Origin of the sequence: Halohasta litorea (genome assembly GCF_024494645.1) — an archaeon.
Classification (GTDB): Archaea; Halobacteriota; Halobacteria; order Halobacteriales; family Haloferacaceae; genus Halohasta; species Halohasta litorea.
Map to the genome: position 1 here is coordinate 470,021 of NZ_JANHDJ010000001.1, position 16,772 is coordinate 486,792.

General features: G+C 62.7%; 21 protein-coding genes. 11 read left to right on the forward strand and 10 right to left on the reverse strand.

Features of this window, described 5'->3' with window-relative positions:
- Positions 1 to 145 precede the first annotated feature (145 nt).
- Positions 146 to 406 (reverse strand): MarR family transcriptional regulator, encoded by a 261-nt coding sequence (locus NO877_RS02435; protein WP_256394701.1) that lies wholly within the window; start codon positions 404 to 406, stop codon positions 146 to 148.
- Positions 407 to 550: 144 nt separating this feature from the next.
- Here NO877_RS02435 and pan1 point away from each other — a divergent pair, with 144 nt between their 5' ends.
- Positions 551 to 1,765, forward strand: a complete 1,215-nt coding sequence (gene pan1, locus NO877_RS02440; protein ID WP_256394702.1) for a proteasome-activating nucleotidase Pan1 — start codon at positions 551 to 553, stop codon at positions 1,763 to 1,765.
- A gap of 30 nt (positions 1,766 to 1,795) precedes the next feature.
- On the opposite strand, the gene NO877_RS02445 is transcribed toward pan1, so the two are convergent.
- Complete coding sequence (locus NO877_RS02445) at positions 1,796 to 2,029, reverse strand: DUF2061 domain-containing protein (protein ID WP_256394703.1); 234 nt, start codon at positions 2,027 to 2,029, stop codon at positions 1,796 to 1,798.
- A gap of 95 nt (positions 2,030 to 2,124) precedes the next feature.
- Here NO877_RS02445 and nth point away from each other — a divergent pair, with 95 nt between their 5' ends.
- Positions 2,125 to 2,811 (forward strand): endonuclease III, encoded by a 687-nt coding sequence (gene nth, locus NO877_RS02450; protein WP_256394704.1) that lies wholly within the window; start codon positions 2,125 to 2,127, stop codon positions 2,809 to 2,811.
- Between the two features lie 78 nt (positions 2,812 to 2,889).
- Here nth and NO877_RS02455 read toward each other — a convergent pair whose 3' ends face one another.
- Together NO877_RS02455 and dph2 are read right to left on the reverse strand one after the other, a co-directional pair.
- Positions 2,890 to 3,369 carry a DUF7321 family protein gene (locus NO877_RS02455; RefSeq protein ID WP_256394705.1) on the reverse strand — a complete coding sequence of 160 codons (480 nt, stop codon included), beginning with the start codon at positions 3,367 to 3,369 and terminating at the stop codon, positions 2,890 to 2,892.
- Between the two features lie 71 nt (positions 3,370 to 3,440).
- Positions 3,441 to 4,499: a diphthamide biosynthesis enzyme Dph2 gene (gene dph2, locus NO877_RS02460; RefSeq protein ID WP_256394706.1), complete on the reverse strand. Its 1,059-nt coding sequence runs from the start codon at positions 4,497 to 4,499 to the stop codon at positions 3,441 to 3,443.
- A gap of 193 nt (positions 4,500 to 4,692) precedes the next feature.
- Between dph2 and NO877_RS02465 the strand changes: the two genes are divergently transcribed.
- From NO877_RS02465 to NO877_RS02495, 7 genes are all read left to right on the forward strand, one after another.
- Positions 4,693 to 5,598 carry a DUF7319 domain-containing protein gene (locus tag NO877_RS02465; RefSeq protein ID WP_256394707.1) on the forward strand — a complete coding sequence of 302 codons (906 nt, stop codon included), beginning with the start codon at positions 4,693 to 4,695 and terminating at the stop codon, positions 5,596 to 5,598.
- A 97-nt stretch (positions 5,599 to 5,695) separates the two neighbouring features.
- Positions 5,696 to 6,334, forward strand: coding sequence for a halocyanin domain-containing protein (locus NO877_RS02470; RefSeq protein WP_256394708.1), 639 nt, complete (start codon positions 5,696 to 5,698; stop codon positions 6,332 to 6,334).
- Complete coding sequence (locus NO877_RS02475) at positions 6,334 to 6,723, forward strand: DUF7318 family protein (protein ID WP_256394709.1); 390 nt, start codon at positions 6,334 to 6,336, stop codon at positions 6,721 to 6,723. Before NO877_RS02470 ends, NO877_RS02475 begins: the two co-directional genes overlap by 1 nt.
- A 2-nt stretch (positions 6,724 to 6,725) precedes the next feature.
- The gene (locus tag NO877_RS02480; protein WP_256394710.1) at positions 6,726 to 7,520 is read left to right on the forward strand and encodes a cytochrome b; all 795 of its coding nucleotides are present in this window, start codon (positions 6,726 to 6,728) and stop codon (positions 7,518 to 7,520) included.
- Between the two features lie 4 nt (positions 7,521 to 7,524).
- A complete protein-coding gene (locus NO877_RS02485) occupies positions 7,525 to 8,298 on the forward strand; it encodes a cytochrome b family protein (RefSeq protein WP_256394711.1) in 774 nt (257 codons plus the stop codon).
- A gap of 45 nt (positions 8,299 to 8,343) precedes the next feature.
- Positions 8,344 to 8,733 carry a DUF7315 family membrane protein gene (locus tag NO877_RS02490; RefSeq protein WP_256394712.1) on the forward strand — a complete coding sequence of 130 codons (390 nt, stop codon included), beginning with the start codon at positions 8,344 to 8,346 and terminating at the stop codon, positions 8,731 to 8,733.
- Complete coding sequence (locus NO877_RS02495) at positions 8,726 to 9,001, forward strand: DUF7314 family protein (protein WP_256394713.1); 276 nt, start codon at positions 8,726 to 8,728, stop codon at positions 8,999 to 9,001. The genes NO877_RS02490 and NO877_RS02495 overlap by 8 nt, the downstream gene beginning before the upstream one ends.
- 359 nt (positions 9,002 to 9,360) lie before the next feature.
- On the opposite strand, the gene NO877_RS02500 is transcribed toward NO877_RS02495, so the two are convergent.
- From NO877_RS02500 to NO877_RS02525, 6 genes are all read right to left on the reverse strand, one after another.
- Positions 9,361 to 9,801, reverse strand: a complete 441-nt coding sequence (locus NO877_RS02500; protein WP_256394714.1) for a DUF7313 family protein — start codon at positions 9,799 to 9,801, stop codon at positions 9,361 to 9,363.
- Positions 9,802 to 9,843: 42 nt separating this feature from the next.
- Complete coding sequence (locus tag NO877_RS02505; protein WP_256394715.1) at positions 9,844 to 10,521, reverse strand: NAD(+)/NADH kinase; 678 nt, start codon at positions 10,519 to 10,521, stop codon at positions 9,844 to 9,846.
- Between the two features lie 89 nt (positions 10,522 to 10,610).
- Positions 10,611 to 11,234: a DUF420 domain-containing protein gene (locus tag NO877_RS02510; RefSeq protein ID WP_256394716.1), complete on the reverse strand. Its 624-nt coding sequence runs from the start codon at positions 11,232 to 11,234 to the stop codon at positions 10,611 to 10,613.
- 55 nt (positions 11,235 to 11,289) lie between these two features.
- On the reverse strand, positions 11,290 to 12,345 hold the full coding sequence (locus NO877_RS02515; RefSeq protein ID WP_256394717.1) for an NAD(P)-dependent glycerol-1-phosphate dehydrogenase: 1,056 nt from the start codon (positions 12,343 to 12,345) through the stop codon (positions 11,290 to 11,292).
- A 90-nt stretch (positions 12,346 to 12,435) separates the two neighbouring features.
- Positions 12,436 to 13,110, reverse strand: coding sequence for a metal-dependent transcriptional regulator (locus NO877_RS02520; protein ID WP_256394718.1), 675 nt, complete (start codon positions 13,108 to 13,110; stop codon positions 12,436 to 12,438).
- 47 nt (positions 13,111 to 13,157) lie between these two features.
- A complete protein-coding gene (locus NO877_RS02525) occupies positions 13,158 to 14,348 on the reverse strand; it encodes a threonine synthase (protein WP_256394719.1) in 1,191 nt (396 codons plus the stop codon).
- Between the two features lie 126 nt (positions 14,349 to 14,474).
- Between NO877_RS02525 and NO877_RS02530 the strand changes: the two genes are divergently transcribed.
- Both NO877_RS02530 and NO877_RS02535 read left to right on the forward strand, forming a co-directional pair.
- Positions 14,475 to 15,449 (forward strand): alpha/beta fold hydrolase, encoded by a 975-nt coding sequence (locus NO877_RS02530; protein ID WP_256394720.1) that lies wholly within the window; start codon positions 14,475 to 14,477, stop codon positions 15,447 to 15,449.
- Between the two features lie 46 nt (positions 15,450 to 15,495).
- A complete protein-coding gene (locus tag NO877_RS02535) occupies positions 15,496 to 16,767 on the forward strand; it encodes an NAD(P)/FAD-dependent oxidoreductase (RefSeq protein ID WP_256394721.1) in 1,272 nt (423 codons plus the stop codon).
- The last annotated feature ends 5 nt before the right edge of the window (positions 16,768 to 16,772 follow it).

Sequence of the window (16,772 nt, forward strand, 5' to 3'; positions counted from 1 at the left end):
GTCTGTTGTTCCTCGTGTGGTATATCGGTTCCGTGGCTCGTCGGGCGAGGCTGCTGCAGTGTGTGCGACTGTTGGGATAAACGTACTGACCGTCTATTGAACTACCGGACGGGTCTTCGACATCGACCGCCGCCGAACCAGTCTCTTAGATATTGAGACTGTAGAGCCGCTTGCGGGCATCGGAGAAGGAAAACCGAGAGTCGACCACGTCGGCGTCTTCGAGTCGGCTCAGCGCGTACCGAACCGTCCGCGGTGGCAGCAGCGTCTCTTCGGCGAGTTCGCTCTGTGTGAGCGTGTCGTTGTACTCTAAGACCTTGGCAACGAGTTTCGCACTCGGCGGCAGATCACGGACCGCAGCCCATCGGTCACCCGATTCGTCGGCGGAAACAGCTTCTGGTGCGCTCATGGATACCGGCTAGTCTCGAATGCTGTATGATAATACTTGCTATTACTTGCTATTACCTATGGGCATGGTGTGGGTGTGTTATCATGAGCGGCGAGGAGCACCCCGACCCGAAACCTCTTATTAATCACCGCCTTAGTGCCGTCGATGACTGACACCGTGGACGACGTCGAACTACCTTACGAGGAGACGGCGTCCCGACAAGACAAAATCGAGGCGCTGCAGGATCGCCTAGGCGTCATCGAGTCCCAAAACGAGGAGATGCGGGACAAACTGCTCGACGCCAACGCGGAGAACAACAAGTACAAACAGAAATTAGAGCGGCTGACTCACGAGAACAAGAAGCTCAAGCAGTCGCCGCTGTTCGTCGCCACCGTCCAGGAGCTCTCCGAGGAGGGCGTGATTATCAAGCAGCACGGCAACAACCAGGAGGCCCTGACCGAGGTCACCCCCGAGATGCGCGAGGAGCTCGAACCCGACGCCCGGGTGGCGGTCAACAACTCGCTGTCGATCGTCAAACGGCTCGACAACGAGACTGACGTGCGCGCCCGCGTGATGCAGGTCGACCACAGCCCCGATGTGACCTACGAGGACATCGGCGGGCTCGCCGACCAGCTCCAGGAGGTCCGAGAGACCGTCGAAATGCCGCTCGACCGGCCGGAGATGTTTACCGAAGTCGGCATCAATCCACCGTCGGGTGTCCTGCTGTACGGCCCGCCCGGGACCGGCAAGACGATGCTCGCCAAAGCGGTCGCCAACCAGACCAACGCTTCCTTCATCAAGATGGCCGGTTCGGAACTGGTCCACAAGTTCATCGGCGAAGGGGCCAAACTCGTCCGGGATCTCTTTGAGGTCGCCCGCGAGAACGAACCCGCCGTGATCTTCATCGACGAGATCGACGCCATCGCCTCGAAGCGCACCGACTCGAAGACCTCCGGCGACGCCGAGGTCCAGCGGACGATGATGCAGCTACTCTCGGAGATGGACGGCTTCGACGAGCGCGGTGATATCCGCCTCATCGCAGCGACCAACCGCTTCGATATGCTCGATCCCGCCATCCTGCGGCCGGGTCGCTTCGATCGTCTCATCGAGGTGCCGAAACCCGAAGCGGATGGTCGAGAGATCATCTTCCAGATCCACACCCGCAATATGAACGTTTCTGACGATGTGGACTTCTCCGAACTCGCCGAGTTGGCGACCGACGCCTCGGGTGCGGACATCAAGGCTGTCTGTACGGAGGCCGGAATGTTTGCGATCCGCGACGACCGCACCGAGGTCTACCGCCAGGACTTCGTCGACGCCTGGGAGAAGATTCAGGTCGACGCCGACGAGGACGTTGGCAGCTCCCTAGCGTTCGCCTAACACCCGGTAGCCCCGATTTACTTGTCGTTTTTAATTCGGCTGTGAGAGACCCCACGCGATATGATCCCACAGCCGTTCGTAGAGATAGTAGGTTCCCGTTTTGACGACGTTGGCAACGATCCCGATGTTGAGTGCATTTCCGACATCACCAATAAAAACCCACGCGACTGCGACGGTGACGAGGATCATAACCAGCCGATAACAAAGCGTCTTGACGAGCGCGCGTTTCCGCGCCTGCAGCGCCGACCGCGAAAACAACCCCATACGCTGGCTACGGACCCGGATTTTATAAGCACTGTCCGAGTCGATCCCCTCGCCGACTCCGAACCACTCAACAGGCTACCCGTCAACAGTGCTGTATGGGCACGCGATTCGACAGTCGACACGAGCAGACACTCGAAGTAATCGACAGGCTCCACGACGCCTACCCCGACACGACGATCTCGCTGAACTTTTCAAGCCGATTGGAACTCCTCATAGCTGTGATGCTGTCGGCCCAGTGTACCGACGAGCGGGTAAACAAAGTCACAGCAGAGCTGTTCGAGAAGTATGACGGTGCGGCCGACTACGCGGCGGCCGACCAGGAGGAACTCGCCGAAGACATCTCCTCGATCACTTACTACAACAACAAGGCCAAATACATCCGCTCGTCCTGTTCGGATATTATCGAGAAACACGACGGCGAGGTGCCCGATACGATGGACGAACTTACCGATCTCGCAGGCGTCGGCCGGAAGACTGCCAACGTCGTCCTCCAGCACGGCCACGAAATCGTTGAGGGGATCGTGGTCGACACTCACGTCCAGCGCATCTCTCGCCGACTGGGTATCACCGAGGAACAGCGACCCGAGGCGATCGAACAGGACCTCATGCCGATCGTCCCCGAAGAGGACTGGCAGTGGTACACCCACCTCATGATCACCCACGGCCGGGAGACTTGTACGGCGATCAACCCCGACTGTTCGGACTGTCTGCTCGAAGACATCTGCCCCTCGTCGAAACTCGACAACGAGGTCGACCTCGCCTCCGGCGACCCGTGGGACTGAGAGTCGGTTATAAATAGTCGACGACTACTGATACGTCGCCGTCGTTCGCTTCGGCGATCACAGCATCGACTGCTCGGTTTATAAGAAGTATCGTAGGACGTACCGATACATCCCGACCAGCCACGCGGCGATCCAAAACAGCGTGTAGCCGAAGACGCCGACTCGGAGGCGGGCGCGCCACGCGCTCATGTTCTCGTGGAGATCATCGAGGTCGACGTCCTGGTCCGGATTTTTATACAGGTCGGCGTTCCGCTTGGCCTGAAAAATGCGGACGATCCCAGTTAGTCCGGCGAGCAACAGCGCGTAGGCCTGCAATCCGAGGAACGCATGGAGCGCCGAGAGGCCGCCGAGTTGGTCGAACAGCCGCGGGATCATCCACGTAACCATCGGCACCGTCGTCAGCGTCAGTCCGACAGCGATGAATTTGAGGTGGTAGGTGAGCACGTCCCACGTCACCGTCTCGGCGTCGATCATGATCCACGCCCCATAGAGAAAGAAGGGGAAACTCGCGGTCACCGACAGCGCCGTCAGCGTCGCGATCGTCACGTCTTCGACCATTAGGCTATGTTGACAGTCGACGGTCTAAAACATCCGCATTTGGCTGGCAGCCGTCCCGACGGTGGGCGGGGCTACCAGGTACCGTGGAAGGTATCGAATTCGAGGTCTTCGAGCGGCTTGTTGCCCATTGCGATCTCGTACTCGCCGGGGGTGAGCATCGGCTTTTTAAATCGAGGCCCGTCATCGGTCGTGATCCGCGGACAGCCCGTGTTGACGAAGGCGTCCATATCGAAATTGAGGAGTCGATCTGGGGTGACTTCGTCCATCGTGATCAGATAGGCGTTCTCGTTGTTCTCCAGGATCTCCTCGGCGATCTCCCAGCGTCCCTGGCCGATCTTGGTACAGAAGATGACACCCCACTTCTCGGCGTCCATCGCCTTGTGGACCGTGGCGTACCGCTGTTTGAGGAACTGGTCGGGGTCGGCGATCTTCACGACGTTGTTGACCGGGTCGGCGATGACGACGTTCTTCTCTTGGTGTTCCATCGCCAGCCCCATCGGGTGGAACTTCCCGCCGCCGACGTAGAGGACTTGATCGGCGTCGATGTCGGCAGAGGCGTAGTTGCAGCCCAAGACTTGGCCCTCGTAGGTGAGTCGGTCGTCGCCGCGCCGGGTGTGGACCTCGTACCCTCGCTCTTCGAGCCAGTCGACCATCTCGCCGAACCGGTTCATGTGCTGGGCGGTCGTCACCAGCCCCACGGCGGGGTCGTCGTCGGGGTCTTCGAGCTCGTCGAGCGACTCTTCGAGGATCGGGAAGGGATCGACGTTCGAAAACAGCGGCACGTAGATGATCTTGTCCGACTCCTTCATCGGCGAGTGGCCGAAGTGGACGAACACGTCCGTCCGCCGCATCAGGAACGTATCGAGATCGCAGGCCCCGTAGCAGGGCTGGCCCGACAGCATGATCGTGATGTCGTCGCCGACGACCTCGCGGAGATCGTCGGCGACCGCCGGACCGCGACGTTTGAGGCCCTCAGGGAACTGAAGGCCGACCTTCTCGGCGTCCCGCTCCTCGATCTCCTCGACGATCCGTTCGAGTTCGTAATCCCACTCGCGGTCGTGGCGGAGGTTCATCCCGGTGTTCCGAAGGTCGCCTTCGGAATACCCATCGTCAGTGGCGTCGTGGCTCATTGTCTCCCCTTTCGAACCGAGACGTAAAACCACGACGTTTCGACGAGCCAACAGTGTTACCGAATACCGTTTCAAAAACCGGCTGCTGTCAACCGATCTCGGTGATTGTATCTGACGTTTGTCAGGAAACATCTGGGCGCTGGTAGTCGAGAAACCGCTACTCTAACATGGGTTCCGACCTATCTGCTAGCCAATGAGCGACTCATCGGACGATCAGGCGGTCGACCGCGCCGATACCGATGGCGGTGCCGAGGCCGGTGGCGATGGTGGTGCCACCACCGATACGCAGTCGGCTGCCGGGGCCGAGGGGCCGTCGGATTCCACTGCGGCCGATGATCTCGACGCACTCCGCGAGCAGGTCGACGAGAAATACGATTTCGATAACTTCGGGCCCGCGGATATGGCCGAAATGAGCGCCGAGGAGTGGGAGGCGGCCTTCGACGCCGACTCCTGGATCACCGGGCCGGAGCTGCTCGACCGGCTCGAAACGGACCTCAAAAACAAGATCGCCAGCCGGGACGTCTTCGGCGTGATCGAACGCGAGACCGTAGACGGGGTCGACCGCCTGCTGGTGTACTCCGACGAGGGGTACGTGACGGTCGCACCCGACGGCAGCGTCGAGGGCGAGGGCGGCATCCTCCGGGATGTCGAGCCCATGGTCGCGCTGTGTTCGATGGAGGAGTACGAAATCGACGACCCACCCGAAAACTATCAGCTCCCCTCGCCGGAGGCGGTCCCCGAACAGACCGGCGAGCTGGGCAATCTCATGATCCAGCTCATCGCCGGGATGCAGCTGCTCGGCGGGCTCGGACTGATCGGCGCGTGGATCGTCACCGACATCGGCCTCGTCGCGCCAGTGATCGGCGGGCTATTTTTGGCCGTCGGCTTCTTTCTGTTCTCGCTTGTGGCCAACGCGCGGCTCTCCGACCGGTTCCGGGCCGAACAGTACCGAAACCGACTCGAAGCCGTCGAAACCGGTGGCTTCGAGCGCCCGGCAGGGATCGATGACCACGAGCCAGCCGCCGAGATCGACGGTGGTGAGCAGGCCGATTCCGGCGGCGAGCCCGACGCCGAGTCGACTGCTCGTGACGCCAGTTGAGAAAGCCGAGATCACACGACTGAAGGGCCGTAGCGACCCGTTCGGCCCAACCGATAGTCGGTGGGTTTAAGCCCGCCGCGTGCTGATTTGGTGGTGTATGAAACGGCGGGATTTCATTCGAACTGCAGGAGGGTCTGCCGCCGCCACCACAGCCGTTGCCGCAGGGAGCGGAACGGCTGCCGCCCAGACGGTACAACCGGATTTTACCGAACTCGAGGGCATTGATGGCGGCATCGAGGACCTCCGTGGCGAAAGCGAGGTCACCGTGGAAGTCGGCGCCAGCGGCAACGGTGGCAACGTTGCTTTCAGCCCGGCTGGCATTTGGATCGATCCAGGAACGACCGTGATCTGGGAGTGGACCGGCGAAGGTGGCGACCACAACGTCGTCGCGACCGACGGCCCGGCATCGCTCGAAAGCGAGACGATCGGAGAGGCGGGCTTTACCTACGAGTTCGAGTTCACCGAAGAGCACGCGGGTATCACTAACTACCAGTGTGACCCCCACGCCTCGCTGGGGATGCTTGGGGCGGTCGCCGTCGGCGAGGACGTCCCGACCGTCGAGGTCGGTGGCTCGGCCGGTGGCTGGCCCGAGGACCTCGCCCACGACGCGGGTGTGCCGATCCAGAAACACTACGTCGGCATCGCCAGCTTCCTCGGCATCGCGGTGAGCCTCGTGTTCACCTTCTACGTGCTGAAGTACGGTGAATCGCCGAACACGGGACAGGGTGGTGCCTGATGTCGTCATCCGGCAGTACCTACGGCGACATCCACCGCTACGAACCGGCCAGAGAGTCGACGGCGGCGGCCATCGGGATCGTCATGTTGACGCTGGTCGAGGTCGTCCTCGTGTTCTTTTTCATTTTCGCGCTTGTCTCCGGCTGGGCCGGGACCGAGTTCGGGAACATGTTCCTCGGGGCGATTCTCGGCTTGGTCTTCATCGATCTCGCCTTCATCCTCGCGCTGTACCGCAAGGAGTTCCTCCCGGACGTGATGATCGTCAAGAAACGCCGTCGCAAGTGGGAGGACCTCTACATCGACAGCGATCAGGCCGACGGGGTACAGCTCGGTAGCGAGCAGGCCTGGGACACCGTCAAACGGGCGATCTACCCCTACTACAAACGATAACAATGAGTTTAGAGAAAAAGGACGACTTCGACCACAACGCGTGGCTCAAAACGAAGGACCTGACTCCGATCGAGTCGGTCTTTCTGACGACGCTGGTGTTCCTCGACCGTCGGCTCCGCATCGTCGACTACCTGGAACTCCTGGAGAACGCCTATTATAAGGTCAACCTCCAGATGCCGAAGAGCCACACCGAGCAGTACGATCTGGACAACAAGTTTTGGTACTGGTATCCGCTCTACTCGTTGGGATTCTTCTCGACGCTAGCGTACATCGTCGCCGCGGTCTCCGGCGCGCTGTTGGGCTTCTACTACGAGCCATCTGCGGTCGGCGATCCGAGCACGGCGTATGCCTCCATCGAGATGATCATGACCGAACTCCAGTTCGGCTTCGCCCTGCGGAGCATCCACCGGTGGGCCGCCCAGATCATGATGGCGGCGGTCTTCCTCCACATGCTGCGGGTGTACTTCACTGGCTCCTACAAGGAGCCCCGTGAGCTGAACTGGCTGCTCGGTATCATTCTGATCAGCCTCTCGATGGTCTTCGGCTATACTGGCTACCTGCTACCGTGGAACCAACTGGCCTTCTGGGCCGGACAGATCGGCGTCGAGATGGCGCTGGCGACCCCGATCGTCGGGGAGTGGGCCGCCCAACTGCTGTTCGGCGGCTTCACGCTGGGACAGGCAACGATCATCCGAATGTACATCCTGCACGTGTTCGTCCTGCCGTTCGTGGTGACCGCGCTGATCGCACTCCACATCGGCATCGTCTGGGTGCAGGGGATCGCGGAGCCACACTAAGACAATGAGCGAGACAGATACCACAGACGACGCGGTTCGAACCGATGGCTCCGGCGAGACGGGGATCGTCGCGCCGGACGACGAGGTTCCGACGTGGAGCGAGCGAAAGGAACGGAAGGCGGGACTGCCCCGGCTGACCTACGAGTACTTCGAACGCTCCCGCCGAGAAGACCAGGACCTCCGCAACGAGTCCGATTACGTCGAACGCGACGTGCTCGGCTTCCCGACGTGGCCACACGAGGTCATCCGCAACCTCTCGATTTCGATGTTCTTCGTCGGGATGATCGTCCTGATCGCGGCGGCGCTGCCGCCGAGCCTCGAAGCCCCGGCGGACCCGAGTTCGACCCCCGAGATCATCCTGCCCGACTGGTATCTCTACTGGTCGTTCGGGCTGCTGAAGCTCAACCCGCTGAACCCCGGTCTGGCCGTCCTTGAGGGCGGTAAGATCATGTCCGACCAGCTCTACGGCGTGCTCGCGAACGTCGTCGTCGTCGGCGCGGTCGCGCTGCTGCCCTACCTCAACAAGGGAAGCGCCCGTAGACCGGTCGAACAGCCGTTCTGGGCGGCCATCGGCGTTGGCGGGGCGGTGTTCTCGATCACGATCGCGGCGCTGGCGGTCCAGAACCTGATCCCGATCCCGCTACCGCTCCAGCTCAACATCGTGTTCGTCTTCCCGGTCGTCGCAGGGATCATCACCTACGCCGTCCTCAAGACGATGCGCGAGGGCTACATGTACGGGCTCAACCGCCGGTACTACATGCTTCGGCCGCCGAAATAGGCGAGAAACGCCGGATAAATATACGTCTCGACCCGTTTTCTTCCTATGAGCGATTCAGATGCCGCCACCGAGGGCCGCGGCACCGCAGCGACCGACACCGACGAGGGGGGTCGACGCGATGTCGTCGTCCCGTTGCGGCTTTATAAGACGATCACGGTGTTTTCGACGCTGATCGCGGCGGCGAGTATTCTGGCCGGGTTTATTCTCCTGGACGCCGCGACCTTGCAGGTAAGCGTGCTCCGGAACCTGATCGTCTCGGCGATCGAAGCCGTCGGAGTCACGCCGAACCAGGACCTGTTGGGTGGGCTACTCGCGATCGCCGGTCTGGGGCTGATGGCCTTCGGATCGGGCGTCTTCATCCTGAGTAGCCGGTTCCGGGCTGCGGGAATGGGAAACGCTCAAGAGGACGCCGACGAAGAATCAAACAATGGCTGATGAGTTCATCAAAGGGTTCGGCATCCTGACCGGAGCAGGGCTCGTCTGGATGGTGCTTGCGGGCTGGTATCAGACGCCGTCGTTTTTCATGACGAACCAACTGATCGCTCCGCCGCCGGAGCCGGGCAACGTGTTCGATGCGATCTCGATTTTCCTCATCGACGTCTTCCTCTGGACGGCGATCCTCGGGGCACTGACGTTCTGGATCCTCATCCCGGCCGGGCGTGAAGCCGCTGCGGCGATCGAAAGTCGACGGGAATCGAGCTAACCCGTCTCCGTTCTCCGTTGACAACCGCATTCGGAGTGGTAACACTACAGTCTCGGCTGACGACCCATGTCGGATGCGCGTGCAGCCGGTGTCAAGATCGCAGACGGCCACACTGACGCGGGATATCGTCTCCCGAACGAGACACATTGAGCCTGACTATCGGGGAGTCGACAACCTGTCCGTCTCACCCGCCACTCGGTACTAAAGACAGCCGCTCGCCGACTGCGGACCGTTCGAATCGAGAGCTCCCTCTCCAGTTGGTGTCGTGCCGCGACCGGTTGCTTGTCGACACCGGGTTCGCTCCGACAGTCGAGGGCGGCTGTCGGCGGTGAGTGATATAAGAAAAGTGGGTCGGCCGATCAGGCGAGGAGTGCGTCGAGAATCGGCGAGTACAGCGGCGTCAGGGCGTAGTACATCGCGTAGATGAGTGTGAGTCCCGACGCCAGCAGCGTGGCTTTGGGCCACTCGAATTCGAGGCCGTTGTCGGCTTCAACCTGTCGCCCCTCGAACTCGAAGACGTCGGCGACGAACAGCCCGAAGATCGGGATCATCATGATCATCCCGCTGATCGGCCGGTAGAGGACGAAAAGCAGGCCGAGGGTGACGATCCCCATCGTCGTGAACGTGTTGAGCGGATGTCGCGTAACCGGCTCGTCGTGTTCGATCTGCCAGGACTGTCGCCGGTTTTCGAGGATGCGCGCCCCGATGTTCGCAACGACTAGTACGAGGATGGCGATTGGAACGATCGGTCCGATAGTCTCGATCCAGCCCAGCGGAACGAGAAACTGCAGTGGGTCCATACGTATGTCTGGGGCAACGACTCATTAGAGTTTTTCCAATTGCTACAGCCGCCGGGAGTCGACGACTGCTATCGACGGGCCGGTTTCGATCTCGACTGTGAGCGCCGACCCCCCCGTGGCGACCTGCTCGGTGTCGGCGAACACCGAAACTGCGGTCTCGCGTTCGACGCTCACCGACAGCGGCGGCTCGACGACCCACGCGTCGGCGATCGTGGCGAACGGTGCGATGGGGACGACCGCGAGGCCGGTGCCGAACCCGAGCTGTGGCCCACCCGCCGCGCGGTTGTAACCGTGGCTCCCCAGCGGGCTGGCGACGACGACACCGTCCGCACGGAACGCCGCGTGCTGGCGACCGTCCACAGATACGGCGTACTCGGAGATCCGGGCCGGTTCGCTGGTGACTAGTGTCGTGTCGAAGGCCGCCGTCGACTGCGTCCCGTCGGCCGAGACGACCAGCGGGTGAGCCTCGACGGTCGGCACTGATCGGTCGGTCAGCGACGCGAGCAGCTCCGGGAGTACCTCGCGGGACGGGCTCCACGCCGCATCGAGGCCGACCGGTACCACCGGTCGCTGCTCGCTGCGTGCGGCGGCCGCCGAGAGCGGCTCCTCGCCGACGGTAATTACGAGCGTTGGGTCCTCATCGTCGGCACACACGATGTCGACGACCGAGCCGAGGCGCTCTCGAAGCCCTTGGTCGCCGCCGCTGAGCGTAACGCGCATTCTCACTCCTCCGCCTTGCTCCGGTTAGTCACAGGCTACCTTTCGGTACTGATGAATAAAAACCTCCTGAGAGCACTGTCGAGAACTCATCAGGCCGGGGCGAACTCCCATGCATAGAGGTGATTGAGCAGGAGGTAGGTCACGACGCCGAGGAAAAGCGAGAGGATCCACGAACCCGCGGCGATCCGGCCGACACGGCGGTGTGGCGTCTCGGTCCGCAGCTCCTCGGGGGTGTGGGTGAGCCCGAGAACGATCGCATACAGTACCAGCGGCACCGCCAGGATCGACAGCAGGATGTGGATCGCCAACATGAGCAGGTAGGCCGGATACACCCACTCCCACAGCGGCACCCACGCGTAGGCCGAATCGAGCACGAACTCCTTGGTGCCGCCACCGGCGACCTTCGGGAGGTACATCGAGAGGAACAACAGGATGAGCACGAACGAGCTTACCATCGCATGGGCGTGTTTTTCGACCTCGCCCTGCCGAATCCAGTACCAGCCCAGACAGAGCAGGACGACCGCGATCGAGTTGACGACCGCGATGGCGTCCGCCAGCAGGTTGACCTGCGAGAGACTCAGCGTCGGAAACAGTGCTTGGACCGACGGCACGACAAAGGCACCGACGACAGCCGCGTAGCCGACAACCGACAGCAGTGCGGTGACGGCCTTCGGATGGGACCGAGCCGGACCGTCGACCAACGGAGTGTCCATACTGACAGTTAGGACTCCCAGCCTATCGGTCTTCGGATTCCCATCCGGTGAGCCCTTACTGGCGGTCGATAACACCCGTCACAGCTGCGGTCTCGTAGGCGGCATCGAGACTGACGCCGTTGCCGAGGATCGTATACCGGTCTCTGATCTCGTGGGCGGTCGTCAACGCCTCCAGGAGATCGTCGTCACTGATGCCGATTTCGGCGGCGGTGGTGGGTGCGTCGATGCTCTTGAGCGCGTCCCGAATCGCGCGCCACTGGCCGCCGTCGCCGTTGTGGAGGTACTCGGTGATGATCGAGGCGACGCCGACCTGATGGCCGTGGAGTGCTTGACCGGGGGCGATCCGATCCAACTGGTGGGAGATGAGGTGTTCGGCCCCCGAGGCCGGACGCGAGGAGCCCGCGATCGACATCGCCACGCCGGAGGAGACCAGCGCCTTGACGACGATCCAGGCGGACTCTTCGAGGTTGGGTTTGATCGAGTCGGCGTTGTCGACCAGCATCTCGGCGGTCATCTCCGAAAGCGCCCCGGCGTACTCGGAGTACTCGACGTTTTTCAGGCGCTTGGCCAGTCGCCAGTCCTGGACGGCGGTGTAGTTCGAGATGATATCGGCACAGCCCGCGGTCGTCAGCTCCCAGGGGGCTTTGGCCATGATCTCGGTGTCGGCGACGACCGCCAGCGGCGGATCGGCAGCGACGCTGTGGCGGCTGTCGCCCTCGGGGATCGACGACCGACCGGAGACGATGCCGTCGTGGCTGGCGGCAGTCGGCAAGGAAACGAGCCCGCAGTTGATCTCGTCGGCGGCCATCTTGGCGATATCGATCGGTTTGCCGCCGCCGAGACCGATGAGGTAGTCGGCCGCCTGGGCTTGGGCGGTCTCGATGACCCGTTCGATCGACTCGAAACTCGCCTCCTCGACGATGATCGTCGCCGATTCGGGGACCTGGGCGCGAACCAGGCCGCCCGCCAGCTCGTTGGGGGTCGGACTCGTGATGATCAGCGGCTCGCCGGTGAGATGGAGGTCGGAGATCGTCTCCCCGAGCTCGTCGACCACGCCGTGGCCGACGACGACGTTGCGGGGGAGTTTGATCCACGTCGACTTGTCGAACATGGTCGCCCCAACGGGGGCCGCCCGTGAAACTGTTTGTGTCTCCGCCGCCCATGTGCCACCGTAGTCGCCAACTACTGCCCCGATGTCGCCTTAGACAGTCTCTTCGAGGGCCGGTTCGACCCGGATCGAGCGGGCGACCGATTCGGGGAGGCTCTGCTCGCGGCCCTCAGGTGTTCGGACGGTCATCATCCCGAAGGGAGCGATATCGTCGACGACGAGTTCGGTCCCCGGGGTGATGCCCGCGTCTTCGAGATACGCGAGTTCCTCGTCGTTGCGGTCGGAAACGCGGGTGACGACGACGTGGTCGTCCTCGGCGAACTCGCTGAGGGCAACCGATTCGTCCTCGCCGAGCGGTTCGAGATCTGCATCCGGGATCGGATCGCCGTGGGGGTCTACAGTCGGATAGTCGAGTGCTTCGGCGACCCGGCGCTCGAACTCCTCGGAGATGTGGTGTTCGAGCCGGTCAGCCTCCTCGTGGACCTCGCTCCAGGAGTAGTCGAGCTGTTCGGTCAGATAGGTCTCCAACAGCCGGTGGTGACGGATCACTTCGAGGGCGACGGTCTCTCCCTCCGGTGTGAGCTCGACGCCCTTGTATTTCTCGCGGTCGACCAACGCGTGGTCTTCGAGCTTGCCGACCATGCTGGTGACCGTCGGCGGTGTCTTGTCCAGGTACTCCGCGATCGCCGACGTCGAGACGGGCGGATCGCCCTCGGCCTGAAGCACGTAGATCGCCTTCAGGTAGTCCTCCATCACGTCGCTGAACATATCTTCCCTATCGGTGTCGGCGGCAAATAGCTACCGGGTCGGCCGACTCAGACGCCCTGTCCCATCAGGTGGCTCCGCAGCACATCGGGCGTTTTGACCGCCGATTCGGTGTTGAGCAGGACGACGGTTTCGTCGCCCGAAAACTGATCGGCTTCCTGCCAGTTCCATGCCCCCGCGGCGGCCGCCCCGCCCGCCGCGCCCATCTCGATGACTTCGTGTTGGGCGATCGCTGTCGCCGATTCGAGGCTGTCGCTGTCGTCGACGGTCACCGCCGCGCCGTCGAGTCGGCGGAGGGCGTCGACTGCTTCGGCTCCGCCAGCCGGATCTGTCACCTCCAGTTCCCCGATAATCGTATCCGGATGGGCCCAGGGCTCGGGCTCGTCGAGGCCACGGTCGAAGGCCGCGGCGATCGGTCCACAGCTGGTCGGCTGGACCGCGACGATCGTCGGGGTCTCCTCGGTCGCCCCGATCTCGGTTAGCTCCTCGAACCCCTTGGCGATCCCGGCGACGAGTTCGCCCGTGCTCGTCGGGATGAACACCACGTCGGGCAACTCATCGAGATCGGCGTACAGCTCGAAGGCGACCGTCTTGGCTCCCTCGTGGCGGTACGGGGTGGTGAACTCCTGCAGCGAGTAGTAGTCGGTGGCTAACTGGTCGTCGACCGCGCTGGCGGCGTCGGCGTACCGGCCGCCGACCACCCGCATCTGGCCGCCGTGGACGTTGATCATCGCCTTGTTCGAAAACGCCGACCGCGAGGGGACGAAGGCGTACGAGCGGAGGCCGAGTCGGCCGACGTAGGCCGCCGCCGACTGCCCGCTGTTGCCGGTCGAGGCGAGCGCCAGCGGTTCGAGCGAGTCGGGATCGTCGTGATCCGACAGCGCGGTCACCGCGAGGCTCATCCCCCGGTCGTAGACCGTACCGGTCGGATTTCTCCCCTCGTCTTTGATATAGACTTCGCCGACACCGAGTTCGTCGACCAGCCGGTCGGCCGCAACGAGCGGGGTCTCCCCTTCGGCGGCCGTGACCGCACTGTCGCGCCCAAACGGCAGCAGCGCGTCGAACCGCCACTGTCCGGTTGTCGTTCCCCCATCGAAGAGGTCCGCCGGTGTGACCGAATCGTACTCGTAGGTCGGCTCCAGGACCCCCTCACAGTCGGGGCACCGCTGGTCGACATCGACGGTAAAATTCGACCCACAATCGGTGCAGACGAGTCCAGAAAACGCCGGAGTCAGCTCCATAGGCTTGGTTACCACGGAACTAACTAAGCCCTTCCCGTCTCCAGGGCGGTGTCGATCGAACGCCCGAATTACCAATATCAATAATAACATACCAACAATTATATACCATCTGCAGATGGTCAGCGTATGGACTCTTCGCCGACGCGACGGCGAACGCTACAGCTCGGTGGCACGGCACTCGTCGCCGGGCTCGCTGGCTGTCTCGGTGGCGACCCTCCGGAGGGAACGCTGGATTTCGATGGCCTCGACCGAATCGATGAGGCAGCACTGCCGGACCGACAGAACTATCGGACCGACGAACGGCCCTTCCCGACCTATCGCCGGTACGACGCCGACGATGCGGATATCGCGTTGATCCTCCTCCATACGGCCGCCTTCGACAGTCGTACCCTCCAACCGTTGGCGACCGCGATTTCGGACGCCGGGGCTGCACACGTCATCACGCCGGATCTGCGTGGCCACGGGCCGAATCCGAACACGCGCGGCGATATCAGCTATATCGGACAGTACGAGGACGATCTCAGACACCTCATCGATAGCGTCGGCCTGATGTATCCCGATGCGAACGTCGTCATCGGTGGACACGGGACCGGCGGCGGGATCGTGGTTCGCTTTGCGGCCCCATCTACCGGCTCGCTCGCCGACGGCTACCTGCTTTTGGCTCCGTATCTCGGCCCTGACGCCCCGACGACACGGCAGGGGCTCGGCGGCTGGGCGAACTTCTACGGCGACCGGATCGTCATGCTCCGGGTGCTCACCGGGTTCGGGCTCGACAACTACAGCGAGATGACGACCGTCGAGTTCGATATTCCCGAATCGGTTCGTGACGACAGTACGACGCTCGAACACACCTATCGACTTATGGCGTCGTACACGCCCAACGAGGGAGCGGTCAGTGAGATGGTTGACGCACCCACGCTGACGGTCGCTGGCACCGCCGACGTGACAGCCGACGCTGCCGCCTACGAACCACTGTTTACCGACCGGGAGGCAGCTAGCGTCGAGGTTCTCGACGGTGTCTCACATCTCGATACCGTCCTCGGCGATGCAGCCGTCGATCCCATCGTCGGCTGGCTCCGAGCACTCCGAAAGTCGTTGTGATCCGATAGTAGCAGTTTCTTTGTATCGGCCGCCCGAACCGGCAGGTATGAGTCGTTCTGTTGTCGTCGTTGGTGGCGGGCTGGCCGGACTCGTCGCCGCACGACACCTCGCCGAGGCGGGTGCGGACGTGACGGTGTACGAACAGCGCGAGACGGTGGGTGGCCGTGTGCGATCACGCCAGCACAAGGGCTGTACCCTCGACTACGGGTTTCAGGTCCTGTTTACCGCCTACCCGGCGGTCCAACGGGAACTGGATCTCGACGCCCTCGATCTCCGGCCATTTAAACCGGGTGCCGTGATCGCCCGCCCTGGCCAGCGGTCTGTGCTTTCGGACCCCCTGGGTGACCCGAAAGCCACCGTCGAGAGCCTGACCAACAGCGAGGTCTCCTTCAGCGACAAGCTCCGAACCCTCGCACTCCGGCAGGACCTCTCGGGGCGGGACTACGAGTCGCTCCTGGAGCGTCCCGACGCCTCGATCCGCGAGTGGCTCCGCGAGTGGGGTTTTTCCGAGCGGTATCTGTCGAACTTCATCGCCCCCTTTTACGGCGGGATCACTCTCGACCGCTCACTGGGCACTTCGAAGCGGGTCTTCGAGTACACGTTTAAGGCCCTCAGCGACGGCCGGAGCGTCCTCCCCGCGGGCGGGATGGGCGAGATCACCCGCCAACTGGCCGCCCGCGCTGCCGAGGCAGGCGCAACCATCGAAACCGGTGAAGCGGTGACTGAACTCAAACCGAAGCGCCGACACGCCGTTGTCGTCACCGACGAGGATCGACGCGCGGTCGACGCGGTCGTCGTCGCCACGCCACCCACAGTTGCCGCCCGGCTCACCGGCAACGACGATATCCCGACCGAGGGCGTCGGCTGTGTCACCCAGTACTACCGGCTTTCCGGCGGCTCGCCGCTCGACACCGGCAAACGACTTCTCCTCAATGCAGGCGGCACTAAGCCCAATACGGTCGTCCCGATCTCGGAGGTCGCCCCTGAGTACGCCAGCGGCGACGATCTTCTTTTGAATGCGACCTTCCTGGACGAGGACCTCTTCGATACACCGAGCGACGAGCTGGCGGCAACCACCCGCGATACGCTCGACTCGTGGTATCCCGAACGGAGCTTCGAGAGCCTCGAACCCCTCGCAACCGACCGGATTCCGTTCGCCCAGTTCGCCCAACCACCGGGCGTCCACGACTCGCTGCCGGACGTTCGGGACGGCGGCCCGCGGACCTATCTCGCTGGCGAGTACACCGAGTGGTCCTCGATTCAGGGCGCGATGAAAAGCGGGCGAAAGGCCGCCGAAGCAGTGGTAGAAGACTTTTAATCCCG

What these genes read in the sequence shown, in the direction of transcription:
- NO877_RS02470 (WP_256394708.1), top strand. Translation starts at nt 5,696, where the DNA reads ATGAAACGGCGGGATTTCATTCGAACTGCAGGAGGGTCTGCCGCCGCC.
- NO877_RS02515 (WP_256394717.1), bottom strand. Translation starts at nt 12,345, where the DNA reads ATGTTCGACAAGTCGACGTGGATCAAACTCCCCCGCAACGTCGTCGTC.
- NO877_RS02505 (WP_256394715.1), bottom strand. Translation starts at nt 10,521, where the DNA reads ATGCGCGTTACGCTCAGCGGCGGCGACCAAGGGCTTCGAGAGCGCCTC.
- NO877_RS02475 (WP_256394709.1), top strand. Translation starts at nt 6,334, where the DNA reads ATGTCGTCATCCGGCAGTACCTACGGCGACATCCACCGCTACGAACCG.
- NO877_RS02500 (WP_256394714.1), bottom strand. Translation starts at nt 9,801, where the DNA reads ATGGACCCACTGCAGTTTCTCGTTCCGCTGGGCTGGATCGAGACTATC.
- NO877_RS02525 (WP_256394719.1), bottom strand. Translation starts at nt 14,348, where the DNA reads ATGGAGCTGACTCCGGCGTTTTCTGGACTCGTCTGCACCGATTGTGGG.
- NO877_RS02530 (WP_256394720.1), top strand. Translation starts at nt 14,475, where the DNA reads ATGGACTCTTCGCCGACGCGACGGCGAACGCTACAGCTCGGTGGCACG.
- pan1 (WP_256394702.1), top strand. Translation starts at nt 551, where the DNA reads ATGACTGACACCGTGGACGACGTCGAACTACCTTACGAGGAGACGGCG.
- NO877_RS02445 (WP_256394703.1), bottom strand. Translation starts at nt 2,029, where the DNA reads ATGGGGTTGTTTTCGCGGTCGGCGCTGCAGGCGCGGAAACGCGCGCTC.
- NO877_RS02520 (WP_256394718.1), bottom strand. Translation starts at nt 13,110, where the DNA reads ATGTTCAGCGACGTGATGGAGGACTACCTGAAGGCGATCTACGTGCTT.
- nth (WP_256394704.1), top strand. Translation starts at nt 2,125, where the DNA reads ATGGGCACGCGATTCGACAGTCGACACGAGCAGACACTCGAAGTAATC.
- NO877_RS02510 (WP_256394716.1), bottom strand. Translation starts at nt 11,234, where the DNA reads ATGGACACTCCGTTGGTCGACGGTCCGGCTCGGTCCCATCCGAAGGCC.
- NO877_RS02455 (WP_256394705.1), bottom strand. Translation starts at nt 3,369, where the DNA reads ATGGTCGAAGACGTGACGATCGCGACGCTGACGGCGCTGTCGGTGACC.
- NO877_RS02485 (WP_256394711.1), top strand. Translation starts at nt 7,525, where the DNA reads ATGAGCGAGACAGATACCACAGACGACGCGGTTCGAACCGATGGCTCC.
- dph2 (WP_256394706.1), bottom strand. Translation starts at nt 4,499, where the DNA reads ATGAGCCACGACGCCACTGACGATGGGTATTCCGAAGGCGACCTTCGG.
- NO877_RS02495 (WP_256394713.1), top strand. Translation starts at nt 8,726, where the DNA reads ATGGCTGATGAGTTCATCAAAGGGTTCGGCATCCTGACCGGAGCAGGG.
- NO877_RS02490 (WP_256394712.1), top strand. Translation starts at nt 8,344, where the DNA reads ATGAGCGATTCAGATGCCGCCACCGAGGGCCGCGGCACCGCAGCGACC.
- NO877_RS02535 (WP_256394721.1), top strand. Translation starts at nt 15,496, where the DNA reads ATGAGTCGTTCTGTTGTCGTCGTTGGTGGCGGGCTGGCCGGACTCGTC.
- NO877_RS02465 (WP_256394707.1), top strand. Translation starts at nt 4,693, where the DNA reads ATGAGCGACTCATCGGACGATCAGGCGGTCGACCGCGCCGATACCGAT.
- NO877_RS02480 (WP_256394710.1), top strand. Translation starts at nt 6,726, where the DNA reads ATGAGTTTAGAGAAAAAGGACGACTTCGACCACAACGCGTGGCTCAAA.
- NO877_RS02435 (WP_256394701.1), bottom strand. Translation starts at nt 406, where the DNA reads ATGAGCGCACCAGAAGCTGTTTCCGCCGACGAATCGGGTGACCGATGG.